Genomic DNA, 13725 nt, shown 5'->3' with positions numbered 1-13725 from the left:
AGCACCATCGTCAGCAGGCGCCGCGGAAGCCCGTTCCACTTGGTCGAGGATGCAAAGATGAGCAACGTCCCTACTGATTAACACCATAGACCGGACATACACTCACCGGCAAATTCAACCGATTAGCAGCATGTCCGGACAAGGTGTCAAACGAAGCGCTTTCTTCCTGCTTCCGAATAATCAAGCCTTAGAAGGAAACCCTTAATAATGGACAGACAAGGAATCCATCGGAACAGCTTTTGGTGGAGCGAATTTGGTTAGCTCAATCCCTTCGACAGCGACCTTATATTCTTCCTTGGTCGGCATCCGCCCCAGGATCGCTGACAACACTACGACCGGGGTCGAGGCCAGAAGTGATTCACCTTTCTTCTCGCCGGAATCCTCAACGACACGTCCCTGGAACAGACGGGTAGACGTCGCCAGAACAGTATCGCCCTTTTCAGCCTTCTCCTGGTTGCCCATGCACAAATTGCAGCCCGGACGTTCCAGATAAAGGATGTTTTCGTATTCGGTCCGCGCGTTAGCCTTCGGCAGCAGATCATCGAATTCAAAACCGGAATAGCGTTCAAGGATTTCCCAATCGCCCTCGGCCTTCAGTTCATCAATGATATTGTAGGTGGGTGCAGCGACAACCAGCGGTGCCTTGAACTCCACTTTTCCTTCGGCTTTCTCGAGGTTCTTGAGCATCTGTGCCACGATTTTCACATCGCCTTTGTGCACCATGCAGGAACCCACGAAACCCAGATCCACTTTCTTGCTGCCACCATAGTAGGAAACCGGACGAATGGTGTCATGGGTGTAGCGCTTGGACACATCGGGGTTGTTTACATCAGGATCGGCGATCATCGGCTCGTCGATCACGTCGAGATCAACCACAACCTCGGCAAAATATTTCGCATTGTTATCCGGGGCCAGCGCAGGCTTTTCGCCCGAGCGTATTTCAGCAATACGTTTATCAGCTTTGGCAATCAGGCCCTTCAGCGTGCCTGCTGCATTTTCCATACCCTTGTCGATCATGATCTGGATGCGCGATTTGGCGATTTCCAGCGATTTAATCAGCGGCTCATCCTGCGAGACACAGATAGAGGCCTTTGCCTTCATCTCGGCTGTCCAGTCGGTGAAGGTGAAAGCCTGATCGGCAAGCAGTGTACCGAGATGCACCTCAATGACGCGCCCCTGAAAGACGTTCTCGCCGCACTGTTTGAGCATCTGCGCCTGGGTTGCGTGCACCACGTCACGGAAATCCATGTGTGGCTGCATCGTGCCTTTGAACGTCACCTTGACTGATTGCGGGATCGGCATCGTCGCCTCGCCCGTAGCAAGTGCCAGCGCCACGGTGCCCGAATCGGCACCGAAGGCCACACCCTTGGACATGCGGGTATGGCTGTCACCACCGATGATGATCGCCCAGTCATCAACAGTAATGTCATTCAACACTTTATGAATGACGTCCGTCATCGCGTGATAGACACCCTTGGGGTCGCGCGCGGTGATCAGGCCGAAGTTGTTCATGAACTTCATGAGCTTCGGGATGTTCGCCTGCGCCTTCTTGTCCCACACGGATGCCGTATGGCAGCCTGACTGGTATGCGCCGTCCACCAGAGGAGAGATGACGGTCGCCGCCATCGCTTCAAGTTCCTGCGCGGTCATCAGGCCGGTTGTGTCCTGAGAGCCGACGATATTCACCTTCACGCGAACATCCGACCCCGCATGCAGGACCTTACCCGGCGTTACACCAACGGCGTTACGGTTGAATATCTTCTCGACTGCGGTCAGGCCCTGACCTTCGACCGTAAGTTCCTTATTCGGAGCAAAGACCCGAGGAGCCTCGATCCCCAGCGTCTGAGCAGCAAATGTCTGGAGCTTCTTGCCGAAAACGATAGCATAAGAGCTACCCGCCTTCATGAACTCCATCTTCTGGGGGGTGAATGAAGCCGCAATATCGACCAGTTCCTTGCCGTTTTCGTCGCGGAGCTGCTTGTTCTTCACATCGATCTTCAGAACGGTACCCGTCGCAACCGAATATTTCTGCTCAAGGATAGGATTGCCATCTTTGTCCAGAACCGGTTTGCCGTCTTCACCTGTCTTCCGGACCCAGTTTTTCAGGTTCAGGCCGATGCCGCCAGTCACGTCAACTGTTGTCGCAAAAATGGGCGAGATACCGTTAGTACCTGCGACGATCGGAGCAAAGTTGACGAAAGGAACATAGGGGCTGGCCTGCTTGCCGGTCCAGAGTGCCACGTTGTTCACGCCCGACATACGCGATGAGCCGACGCCCATCGTGCCCTTTTCAGCGATCATCATCACTCGTGCGTCGGGATGCTGCTTCTGCAGCGCAACGATTTCTTTCTGTGCCTCGGGCGAAATCATGCATTGGCCGTGCAACTCGCGGTCTGAACGCGAATGCGCCTGATTGCCGGGCGACAGAAGATCGGTCGAGATATCCCCTTCTGCTGCGACAAAGGTTACAACCTTGATCTCGTCTTCAACATCCGGAAGCTTGGTGAAGAACTCGGCCTTGGCATAGCTCTCGAGCACGTCCTTCGCGACGGCATTGCCAGCCTTGAAGGCATCGCGCAGCCGGGACATATCGGCGTCATAGAGGAATACCTGGGTCTTCAGCACTTCGCCCGCCTGTTCGGCGATCGGGCCGTTGTCTCCGAGAGCGATGTCCAGAAGCGCCTTGACCGATGGGCCGCCTTTCATGTGCGAAAGCAGTTCGAGGGCAAAGTTCGGCGTGATCTCCGGAACGACTGTTTCGCCCAGAACGATCTTCTTCAGGAAGTCCGCCTTGACACCTGCGGCGCTGGTTGTGCCGGGCAACGTGTTGTAAATGAAGAACTTGAGAGCATCTGCCCGGTGTTCGTTACCAGTATCCTCAATCAATGTAATAATATCGCGGACTAGTCCACCATCGTCGATCGGTTTGGGAGCGAGCCCCTGGTTTGCTCTGTCCTTGATTTCGGCCAGGTAATCTGAATAGGCGTTCATCGCAATCCCAACGTCATAGAGGTGTATCGATCTGAAGCGTAGCCACACAAACCAGCTATCGCTCGCTTCACTTTAAGGCCTGACTGATCCCAGCTACGCTAGCATTTGTCATTTCAATTTTCCGGTACTGAGAGAGACGAAAGAGCCTAAGACACCCGCTTCGTTCAGCCCTTGGATGAAGACCTATTACTTAATGAAGCGATATCCAATCAAGAGCAGTCTGTCGAAAGGCTCCATCCGCGTTTTCATATTACAACACGTCTCGGCCACCTGCCCTATAGGGCTCTCCCCTCCCTTTTCGCTCCCAGATAGCGGCTAAACTCCTGACTATCCCTATCGGCAGAAAAGCCAGAATTAAGGCTTTTTGACCCCTCCGACTGGTAATCGTCACCATTGGAAGGTACTTCGTCACGATCGCAAAAGCCACCTACCGAATAGGCCGATCTTCATCGGGCTCGCCGCCACCGCCCCAAACACGATGGTCAGTCGAATAGAACTGACTAAAAAAATGATGCCTGAGGCAATCGTCCTCCAGTCACCGTGGAGAGCAGGTTCATGCTCTGAAAACCACTTTGGCCCGGATTTATCGCTACGGCTCCCATAGTCATCGCGGAAGGAACATTTCTACCTATACGAGACACCAAGGTGGCCTTATTTTGTGCCCCTGCTGACGCCATAGTCAGACAGTTACTCTATAATCAGGACACAAAATATGTTCGTCACGGCCTTACGGCCAGAGACACATCGAGCATAATAGCTATGGAGCCACCATGTGGTGTGGCTTAATAAAAACGACACAGACGGCGGATATAAGACACAACAAAAAACTCAGAAAGCCGACCCACATATAATGTCCGCTATTACCTGCACAGCCAGCAAGCAATGTAGTACCCGCCTGAGAAAGCATCCAGGCACCGCCGGAACGAGCAGCCAACTTCCCCGATGGGTCAACCAGACAAGTCAGACCGACCAAACCCGGATAGATAAAGAACCACAAACCATAGTTTAACGAAAATGCTGTTTTGAAAAGTACCCCAGACGGAGGCCATGCCTGAAGAATACAGATCACTCCTGTCAGAATAATTGCAGGACTCAGCAAGCGCATGCTTGCCCTATTCTGGCTCAACCGGACACCCACAAGGCAGATACACAAACCAAATATGTTGGCAAAAGCCGATAACGAGCCAAATGACATAGGTGTCAGCCCGACTGATACTGCAATTCGTTCGGTAAATGGCCAGACAGCAAGGCTGCCGCCAGTGTAACACAGAACGGCAAGCAAGGCGGCAAAAGCCTGCCCGGACATCGGATGATGATCTTGCAATCGTTTCTGAGGTTCGCTCGCCGTATCTGGCAGTAACCTCATAAGAGGCGCCAGAGCAAAAACAATAAGTGCCAATGTTAAGAAAATACCCTGCTGCCCTGTGGCATCGCCAATATAAGGCAGAAAAAGGCTGGATGCAGAAAAAACAACGGTCTGCACAACCATAACAAAAGAGAGCACAAAAACAGGCTGGCCCAGCCGGCTGGCACCAATATTGACGACTGCATTCAGCGCACCAAGCCCACACCCTGACAAAATACGTAAACCCAGCAGCCCCCAGAGCACATGCACGTAAGCAGAGCCAGCTTGTGCTGCAATAACACAGCACGCAGCGATAAGGGCGAGCGAGCGCAAACGCACACGATGCACGTGGGACGCAATGCCTGTCATGGCAGCAGCATATGAAAGCATTTCTACGCTGCTCCACAAACCAGCCTGTGCCGTAGTCAGTTGGCCACTTTTTATCAACTCCCCAACCGCGAATGGACCTAATGAGTTCATACTATGCGCGGCACAGTCTGCAGCGCTGATAGCAGCCAAGGTTATGAAACCAATTTTACGTGTTTCCCCCAAAGCCATTACAGGGACCGCATGACTTCAAAGCCAAAGGAGCGCAAATCACCTGGGTAGCGGCTGATATTACGGTTGAAGAATTCACCAAACGCGTTTGTATAAGTCATCTGGTTTGTAATATTGTGCAGCCAGACGGCGACTTCTGTTTTTTCATCAACGGAATGCCAGGCAAGTCTTACATTTCCGGTAATAACAGGCTTTTGGGAAAAGGCTTTCCGCACTAACGCCAGTGTTTGAGGTGAAGCAAGAAAAGCGGCTGGTGTTGAGGGATGCACATCAGACCAGGCCTGGAAACGATAACGGCTTGTATAACGCCAATCAGTCTGGATTGTGAAATCACCAAAGGATACGGGAATTTTATAACTCAACAAGAAATTGGTCGTGACATGAGGCGCACGTTCCAACGGCTGCCCGGACAGATTGACAGGGTTCCCACCATTGAAAGGTGTCGGCGCACTCGCATTACGGAAATTGGTGTAATGCGCATCCTGGTAGGACACACCGAAAGAGCCAAACAGGTTTTCAACTGGGCGTACCTGCCCTTCAAATTCAAAACCATTGGAAACAGCACGCGCAGCGTTTGTTGTGTGTGTACCGGTATTCTGCAGAATTGTAACCTGCATGTTGTTGTAATCATAATGAAAACCGGAAAGGTTAAGCTGAGCCTTGCCCTGCCATAGCCGAGCCTTTATCCCCCCTTCGTAATCAGTCAGCACTTCGGGGTTATACAGACTGAAGTCTGATGCCGTTGCAACATATGTATTGTAATTACCCGTACGAAAACCACGCGCATAACGCAGGTAGCCAATAACACCATGCGCAAACCGATATTTCAGGCTTGCATCTTCGCTGTCTCGATTAAACGTTTTCTTCAGGGGTGGACCGCTAAGACTCTGGCCGGTAGCTGGGTCAATAAACGTGCCTGTGTTGGTATTAATATAGGTAAGTGCCCGATTTCCCGTATAATAGGGGTTTGTACTCAATGTATTGTAAGCCCACGCTTCACCATTGGCGGTGCGGGTTTCAGACGTAAAGCGGCCCCCAATATCAAGGGTGAGGCGACGCGTCAGATCAAAGGACAAAGCCGAAAAAACCGCAGCATCCTGCGTATTGATATTAAAGCTGGAAGCGTTACCATTCACACCAAAGTCAATCGGGCTATAAAGAGGCTGCTGGCTGGAAGATTGCGTCATATTCCGCAAATAATAAACGCCCCCAATATAGCGTATTTTCCTGTTTTGTGGAGATGCAACACGAATTTCATTACTCAAAACACGCGCTACACCACCAATATTTTCCTGATAATCAACGGAAGCCGGACTGGCATCATCATCTGAGAAAACGTTGAAATGGTTCCATTCCAGCGCGAAAATATTGCTCAGGCTCCAACCGCTTTCAAACTCATAGCGAGCATTGACAGAAAGCCCTGCCCGCCGGGTTGTCGCATCCGTACGCCCATTATTTTGGATATTTCGTCGGGAGGCTTGAGCATACCCTTGCGCATCTGTTCCCCCCTCCAGCAGCCCGACATGATCAATAGGCACTTCCGTTCTGTTCCGCCCAAGATGGGCCTTGATCAGAATGGAGAAATTATCAACTGGCTTTGCAAGGATCTGCCCACGCATATCATAATATTGATAACCACCCGTCGGGTTTTTATGCGTACCATTATAATACTGACCATCCATACGTCTATTCACTATGGCGAAACGGGCCATCAGTTTATCTTTTATAATTGGGCCGCCAATAGCCCCCTCTTCGCCCCACAGACCATAATTTCCGGCAGTACCACGTACATAACCATCCAAAGCATTGGTTGGCTTTTTGGTATAATAAGAAACCATTCCAGCAGTTGTGTTCTTGCCTTGCAACGTTCCTTGCGGACCACGAAAAACCTCTACATGGTCCAGGTCATAAATTGGCGTTCCTTGAGATGCACCGCTATCCAGAAACACTTCATCTTCAGAAACACCAACGGCTGTTGTCATGTTGGCTGAAAAATCATTTGTACCAATACCACGCAGGCGATAACGCGGGTTTGTCGAGCCAGATGTACTTTCTGCCATCAACCCAGGAATATCACGCGCCAACGAAAGCGCATCCCGCACACCTGTTGTCTGAAGTGTCTTGCCTGTCAGGGCCACAACAGAGGCTGGTGTATTGGCAACCTGTTGCGTTCTTCTGTTGGAACGTACTGTAACTTCCTCCAAAGTTGACGATTTCTTTCGTTGGGCCGCAACACGAGTATCATCTTTCTGACTACTCTTCTTTTGCACATTCCCGCTGGAAGCGACAAAAATCGGATGAGGCTCTGTTTCTGCGCCATACGCAGCGCATGTTGCTCCCAAAGAGATGACAAACGCGAAGGAGGCGCGATAAGGAAGGCGATAGAATATCATGGTGATATTACCCAATACCCTGTGGTAACAGCCGGGCTTCTGCTTCAAGCTGTTCCAAAGGTTTATGATGGCGGATATAGGCACGATGTGCGTTAGCCGGGGGCTGATAATCCCACGCCGTACAGCGGCCTGTCGCCAAGGCACGTTTTACAAGTGCCCGCCTTTGCTGACTTAGCACTACAGTTTGACGAAGCTGATCAAAATTCCACCGTTGAAGAGCTTCGGCCTGAAAAGCCTTTACCTTGTCCTGATAAGCCGACAGATGTGCAAGATTGCTTACTTCATCTGGATCATCCACCAGATCATATAATTGATCAGGGTCGTGCGGCGTATAGAGAAATTTCCATTTGCCACGACGGATCATGACAGTTGGCTCAAATGTCCCTTCTCCAAGATATTCACCGAACACTTCATCCGCCCAAGCCTTCTCGCCTTTAAGAAGGGGCGTCAAATCTCTGCCTGTTACTCCTGGGGCTGACGGCGCACCTGCCAGCCCGCAGACTGTCTCGCCCACATCAGCCAGACAAACAGCCTGATCGACATGCCGTGACGTCCCTTCCGGGAGAACGACAAGAAGCGGGATGCGACTGGCCCCTTCTCGAAAGGACATTTTATACCACTGCCCATGCTCACCAAGCATTTCACCATGATCACTGGTGAAAATGATGGCGGTGGTTTTGTCCAAGCCTGTTTGGCGCAATACATCGACCAGTTGCCCAAGCTGATGATCAATGTAAGAAATAGCGCCATAGTAAGCACGCTTTGCACGCAGAATATCAGCGTCGGAAGGACGTTGCGCATCAATTCCGCATGCCGCACGAATACGCTCTTCGGCGGGGTGTTTTTCTACTGAATCTGGAACCCGAGGCAGAGGAATATCGCTTTCTGCATACAAATCCCACCATTCCGGTGTAATATTGAACGGGTCGTGCGGATGAGTAAAAGACACAACCATGCAAAACGGTCGTTTGTCGTCTCTCTGCCGAGCCAGGTCGAACAACTTCCGCCGCGACGCAAAAGCAACTTCTTCATCAAAATCAATCTGGTTGCTTCGCAGCACTGGTCCGGCATTCAGAACGGAATCCATGGAATGGTACCAGTCTGGCCGGTCTTCCTTGTTCTGCCAGTCTGGCACCCAGGTAAAATCTGACGGGTAAATATCCGTTGTCAGCCGTTCTTCAAAACCATGAAGTTGATCCGCGCCGACAAAATGCATCTTTCCCGCAAGAATGGTTTGATATCCGGCATCTCGCAGCCTGTGGCCGAACGTTGGAATGTCTGAATGCCATTCACTGCCATTATCTATAATACCGCTTTTAGAGGGCATAAGGCCGGTCATGAACGCACCACGAGAAGGCCCACACAAGGGGCTAACCGTATACGCATTGGTAAAAAAGGTACCACGTTCTGCCAAACGGTTCAGGTTTGGCACTTTTGCAGGTGAAGGGTCACGTCCTCCAAGGTAGGCAGGCAACGCAAGGGCCGTGAGCTGGTCTGCCACCACAACCAGAAAATTCAGCGGAACGCTTTGTGTCACTGTCTCTCTTTCCGTTATCATTTTTCACTATTTCGTATAGTTTTAATTGTTCAAAATAAACCATTAATTTCGTTGTTTTTGATGTATCTACGTTTATATATGTTGTATAAGCACGCCTTATGACACCGAATCAAGCAGACTATCTGTTACGCTCACTTCGCCTGATTGAGACTGTCGGTCGATGTGGCAGCTTCAGCACGGCGGCACTTGAGCTTGGCATGACCCAACCCGCAGTCAGCCAGCAGGTTGCGCAACTGGAAAAGCTTTTAGGAGTTGTCTTGTTTGAGCGACGCCATAGGGGCGTTTCAGCCACCCGCTACGGCCAAATGTTACATACGACGACAACTGATGTGCTGACTCAGTTATATGGCACCATGGAAATAATTCACGGCAGCAGTTCTCGTGAAACACTAACAATTCTGACCGATTACGGATTTGCAGCAAACTGGCTTTTGCCCCGTTTGTCAGACTTTGAAGAAAAACATCCAGACATTGATGTCAGCCTCCTGACAACACAAGCTAGACGAGATGCCAAGATAGACCATCGAAACACCCTGCATGATGTTTCCATTCTTTTCGGGGAAAAGCCGCAAACACACGATATATCGACTATCTGCCTATTTCAGGAAGAAATTGTTCCTATCTGCAGTGCAGTGTATTTGAAGATAGCCGGCCCTTTTAACCATCCACACGATCTGCTTGAAGCAAAGCTTTTACATTTAAGCGGCCCTGACCACCAGTGGTTTACCTGGGCAGACTGGTTTCAAGCGGTCGATGCATCATGCTCTTTAAAGTCATATTCAAAGAATGGCCTTTTCTTTGGAAATTACCCACTCTTACTTCAAGCAGTTTTACAGAACCAAGGCATTGCACTGGGCTGGAGGCCTCTGATTGATGATTTAGTAAAAACAGATCAGGTTATTGTTTTGAATAATAAGCCAATAAAAAGCAGACGAGGTTATTTTCTTTCTACCCCTCTGAACAAGAAAAGACATATCGACAGTTTCATTCAGTGGATATTGGCGCAATCAAAAATGAATCAAGTATGATTTTTGCCATTGCTCCCGCCTCCAAACCGAACCTCGGATCTTTTGCAAGAAGAGACTTAATAATGCTTCCATCTATGAGGGTCATTAACATAGATGCAAGGACATTACTTTCTCTTAAACCTACATCCTCACATAAATCGACCAGAAACCCATTCATTGCTGTTTTATGCGCATTAAATATCCGCGTGATTTCTGGAGACTCTCCTTCAAATTCAATCGCTGCTTTCATGATCAGGCAACCGAAATAGTCCTTCCGTGAAAACCACTCGAACAAAGCCGTAAAAACCAACGGTATCCGCCCATAGTGCGGATCAGCCTCTCCGCCATTTACATATGAAAAAAGCCAATCTCTCCACTGTTGAGCTTCCTTCTCCACGGCGGCTGCAACCAACCCTTCTTTGGTCGAAAAGCGGTTGTAAAGCGTCATCTTTGAGACACCTGCGCGAGAGATGATTTTTTCGACGCCAGTGTTTTTTATGCCGTTCCTGCAGAACAGCCAGATAGCAGCCGTGACGAGTGCATCCCCGGCATCCCGACTTGAAGCGGAACCTTCTGTTTCAGGCGCATAGGTCGGCAGGAGAAGAGAAAGAGTGTGATCCATGGTCTTTTCCTATCACGCAATTTGGTTGTTGACGACATAGACTGACCGGTATACCCATAAATAACGATATGGAATGATAATAACGTTTTTGATCGTTATTTACGGAGTGGGAAATGCCTGAAACATCAACTGTAACCACATATCTTCGTCCGATTGACCGGGATGGTCTTCTTAAATTTGCTGAAAAAGGCAAAGCGAACCCTGATAATTTTGGGACTAATAAGGTTCATACAGTGACCGAAGGACAATACCGGACTCTCAGTTATGTAGGAGACCACGCGCCGGTTGTCGTTGATGAACCCCTGCATCTCTTCGGCCAGAATACCGCGCCAGCCCCGGGTGAAATCGTACTTTCGGCCCTTGGCGGATGCCTGGCAGTCGGCATTACTGCCGTTGCAACATACCGCCAGGTCAAGCTGAGCAAACTTGAGCTCTGGCTGGAAGGCGACATTGGAAATACAGCCGCCTGGGGCGCGGGTGGTGCAGACCGTAAACCTGAGGAAATGGGATTCAAGCAGGTTCGCGTCCGCGTTAACGTAGAAGGAGATGCACCACGCGCTGTTCTCGACGAGATTGTCGCACATGCCAATACATTCTCACCGGTCGCCAACACACTCCGCAACCCGGTTCCGCTGACCGTCAGCTTGACCGACTGAACCATAATCATGACCCAGCACCTCTCCAAGTCATCACCTGATATGCGCCCCTCAGCACCGCACTTTGCTGGCAAAGAAGGGAACAATGTGCTGGGCAGAATTAACCAGATTGCTACTGATCGCCTGACAGAACTTGCGGTCAAAATTGATCTGGAAGGTTATTATCCGCTTGATATTCTAAAAGACCTTGCAGATGCAGGGCTGTTTTCTCCTTTCTCCAACAGGGCAAACCCAGATCTCGTCCAAGCTATCCAGGGAGTAGCTTCAGTATCGCGTGTATGCGGCTCGACTGGCTTTCTTGTGTGGTGCCACATGGCCTGTGCACTTTATCTTACTGCAGCGCCTGAAGCAGCATTGCACGACACATTGCTCAGGCAACATCTTGCGGCTGAACGGTTCGGCGGAACAGCTCTTTCCAACCCCATCAAGGCGCAGGCGGGAATTGAAAAAATTGCCCTACACGCCACCCCTGTTTCAGGTGGATATACCGTAAGCGGTACACTCCCTTGGGTTAGCCATATTGCACCTGGACAGTATTGCGGAGCCGTTGCAAGCCTGAATGGTCATGAAACTGAGAGAGTGCTTTTTCTCCTTCGGTTTGATAAACCGGATATGCTTTTCAAATGCCCTCATTTTTCAGGCATGGAAGGAACCAGCACCTGGGGTATTCGGCTGGAAAACCATTTTATTCCTGATCGGGACGTTATCGCTGCCCCGGCGGGAGCCCTGCTGCAACATATTAGAATTCCGTTTCTCCTGCTTCAGTGTGGCATGGCTGTCGGGATCATTCAGGGTGCTATCGACAGTATGCGTGCTGTTGAGAGGCCGTTGGGCCACGTGAATCAGTATCTGGAAGATCGTCCTGATTCCGTTCAAGCAGAACTGAATGATTTGCTTGAGCGCGTTCTGAAACTGGCGCGAATTCCAAAAAATCCGGGGAAAGACTATTTTCTGAATATTCTTGATGCCCGTGAGCAGGGATCTGAACTTGCCTTGCGTGCGGCGCAATCAGCGTTGTTGCATCAGGGGGCACGTGGGTATCTAAGCAGTGCAGCACCGCAAAGGAGAATGCGGGAAGCCCAGTTCGTCGCAATCGTGACACCTGCCATCAAGCATTTGCGGTCAGAAATGACGCAACTCGCCAAGGAAGAGTTGCCATCATGACACCTTCATCCCCGAGGCTTCCAGAAGATCTTTCTGTCAGAACATATATCTGCACAATTTGCGGATGGATTTATGACGAAGCAAAAGGGGATCCGGATAGTGGCATAGCGCCCGGCACGCGCTTTGAAGATATTCCTGATGACTGGTATTGCCCGTTATGCGGCGTCACAAAAGCAGATTTCGAGCTTTACAGTCCAAGCTCACCCTCTGCGCAGCAACCTATCGTGGCACCGGTGATTACACGATCGCGAACTGATTCCATTGTTATTCTTGGGGGCGGCACAGCAGGGTGGAGTGTAGCCCGAAAACTGCGTGAACTGGATGCAACGGTACCCATCACGCTGGTGACCGCCTGTTCCGGCGATATTTATACAAAGCCTGAACTTTCAGTCGCTCTCTCCCGCAACCTGACACACGAAAAAACTCCGCAAAGAAACAGGCCTGCAGGCTGCGGCCCGTTTGAATATTCGCCTGATGGCCGAGACAGTAGCAGTCGGGCTGGATGCTTCACGGCGGAGCTTACGTACTACACGCGGTACGCTCCGTTACAAAAGCTTGGTGCTGGCGCAAGGTGCCAGACCTATTTCCCTGCCCTCCCTTCCCGCCAACATGGTTTGGCGTATCAACACGCTTGATGCTTGGTTAGGGCTCCGCGCGCAAATCGGCTCACAATCGCGTCGTATTGTCATTATTGGCGCAGGACTGGTTGGCTGTGAACTCGCAGAAGATGCGGCAACGGCTGGGCATGATGTTACGCTCATCACTCAAGGCCCCTACCCGCTTGAAACTCTTCTTCCATCCCAGGCAGGAATGGTGTTGCAGCAACGCTTGCGCCAATGTGGTGTCACAATCATAACCAATACAACAGTTGATATTGTTAAACCTTCCCCTGCTGGTAAAACTATTATTCTCTCATCAGGAAACAAGTGCGACGCTGAGATTGTTATTTCCACGATCGGCCTGGAAACTAATTTAAGGTTAGCCCATATGGCAAACCTTAAAACCAAACAGGGTATTATTGTTGACGAAGCAACACTTCGGACAAGTAACCCATCAATTTATGCTTTGGGAGATTGCATCAGCCTGAATGGGCAGACATGCCGGTATATTGCACCAATCGCCGCTCAAGCCGATGCCATTGCGCACTCTCTTCTGGGCCTGCCACACGCTGGTTATCAGCATACCAGCCCTCCCATTCGCCTGAAAAGCCGGATTATGCCGTTGGAATTAAGGGGTACACCTGACCCAAGGGCCGAATGGGATGTTGTGGAGGCGACACCCTTCCGACTGCTTATGCAGCAGAAGCAAGGCGGCATCATTACGGCAACGCTGAAAGCCTGACTGCATGAAACCAAATCCAAATCGCTCTTTGCTGCAAACAGGGTCATCCAGCTTGGCGTGTACAACGGCTGTTCCCGTTCTTCCATGCCC

General features: G+C 50.6%; 9 protein-coding genes and 1 pseudogene. 5 read left to right on the top strand and 5 right to left on the bottom strand.

The annotated features are described in order from the left end of the window. Positions 1–201 precede the first annotated feature (201 nt). The 4 genes from ASN_RS15100 to betC all read right to left on the bottom strand — a co-directional run bounded on the left by ASN_RS15100 (position 202) and on the right by betC (position 8824). Positions 202–2991, bottom strand: a complete 2790-nt coding sequence (locus tag ASN_RS15100; protein ID WP_058988654.1) for a bifunctional aconitate hydratase 2/2-methylisocitrate dehydratase — start codon at positions 2989–2991, stop codon at positions 202–204. A gap of 757 nt (positions 2992–3748) precedes the next feature. Then, positions 3749–4606 carry an MFS transporter gene (locus ASN_RS15095; RefSeq protein WP_157765199.1) on the bottom strand — a complete coding sequence of 286 codons (858 nt, stop codon included), beginning with the start codon at positions 4604–4606 and terminating at the stop codon, positions 3749–3751. 287 nt (positions 4607–4893) lie between these two features. Continuing rightward, complete coding sequence (locus ASN_RS15090; protein WP_167541321.1) at positions 4894–7287, bottom strand: TonB-dependent receptor; 2394 nt, start codon at positions 7285–7287, stop codon at positions 4894–4896. 7 nt (positions 7288–7294) lie between these two features. After that, complete coding sequence (gene betC / locus ASN_RS15085) at positions 7295–8824, bottom strand: choline-sulfatase (protein WP_058989384.1); 1530 nt, start codon at positions 8822–8824, stop codon at positions 7295–7297. A gap of 119 nt (positions 8825–8943) precedes the next feature. On the opposite strand from betC, the gene ASN_RS19050 reads away from it, so the two are divergent. Then, entirely contained in the window at positions 8944–9873 is a 930-nt protein-coding gene (locus ASN_RS19050; RefSeq protein ID WP_082666720.1) for a LysR family transcriptional regulator, read from the top strand. Here ASN_RS19050 and ASN_RS15080 read toward each other — a convergent pair. Beyond that, positions 9830–10474: a TetR/AcrR family transcriptional regulator gene (locus tag ASN_RS15080; RefSeq protein ID WP_058988652.1), complete on the bottom strand. Its 645-nt coding sequence runs from the start codon at positions 10472–10474 to the stop codon at positions 9830–9832. The genes ASN_RS19050 and ASN_RS15080 overlap by 44 nt on opposite strands. Before the next feature lie 113 nt (positions 10475–10587). Between ASN_RS15080 and ASN_RS15075 the strand changes: the two genes are divergently transcribed. The 4 genes and pseudogenes from ASN_RS15075 to ASN_RS20315 all read left to right on the top strand — a co-directional run bounded on the left by ASN_RS15075 (position 10588) and on the right by ASN_RS20315 (position 13635). Further along, positions 10588–11130: an OsmC family protein gene (locus tag ASN_RS15075; RefSeq protein ID WP_006559374.1), complete on the top strand. Its 543-nt coding sequence runs from the start codon at positions 10588–10590 to the stop codon at positions 11128–11130. 9 nt (positions 11131–11139) lie between these two features. Then, entirely contained in the window at positions 11140–12294 is a 1155-nt protein-coding gene (locus ASN_RS15070; RefSeq protein WP_082666719.1) for an acyl-CoA dehydrogenase family protein, read from the top strand. After that, positions 12291–12422 (top strand): annotated as a pseudogene (locus tag ASN_RS20320) (rubredoxin); the annotation flags it as partial. The gene ASN_RS15070 and the pseudogene ASN_RS20320, both read left to right, overlap by 4 nt. Before the next feature lie 346 nt (positions 12423–12768). Further along, entirely contained in the window at positions 12769–13635 is an 867-nt protein-coding gene (locus tag ASN_RS20315) for an FAD-dependent oxidoreductase (protein ID WP_231948257.1), read from the top strand. Positions 13636–13725: the final 90 nt, after the last annotated feature.

The sequence above is a fragment of the Acetobacter senegalensis genome, from assembly GCF_001499615.1.
GTDB lineage: Bacteria > Pseudomonadota > Alphaproteobacteria > Acetobacterales > Acetobacteraceae > Acetobacter > Acetobacter senegalensis.
This window is presented reverse-complemented; position numbering and strand designations above follow the sequence as displayed.

Bases quoted from the DNA above. Each gene is read 5' to 3' on its own strand.
- ASN_RS15100 (WP_058988654.1), bottom strand. From the start codon at position 2,991: ATGAACGCCTATTCAGATTACCTGGCCGAAATCAAGGACAGAGCAAAC.
- ASN_RS15090 (WP_167541321.1), bottom strand. From the start codon at position 7,287: ATGATATTCTATCGCCTTCCTTATCGCGCCTCCTTCGCGTTTGTCATC.
- ASN_RS19050 (WP_082666720.1), top strand. From the start codon at position 8,944: ATGACACCGAATCAAGCAGACTATCTGTTACGCTCACTTCGCCTGATT.
- ASN_RS15080 (WP_058988652.1), bottom strand. From the start codon at position 10,474: ATGGATCACACTCTTTCTCTTCTCCTGCCGACCTATGCGCCTGAAACA.
- ASN_RS15075 (WP_006559374.1), top strand. From the start codon at position 10,588: ATGCCTGAAACATCAACTGTAACCACATATCTTCGTCCGATTGACCGG.
- ASN_RS15070 (WP_082666719.1), top strand. From the start codon at position 11,140: ATGACCCAGCACCTCTCCAAGTCATCACCTGATATGCGCCCCTCAGCA.
- ASN_RS20315 (WP_231948257.1), top strand. From the start codon at position 12,769: ATGGCCGAGACAGTAGCAGTCGGGCTGGATGCTTCACGGCGGAGCTTA.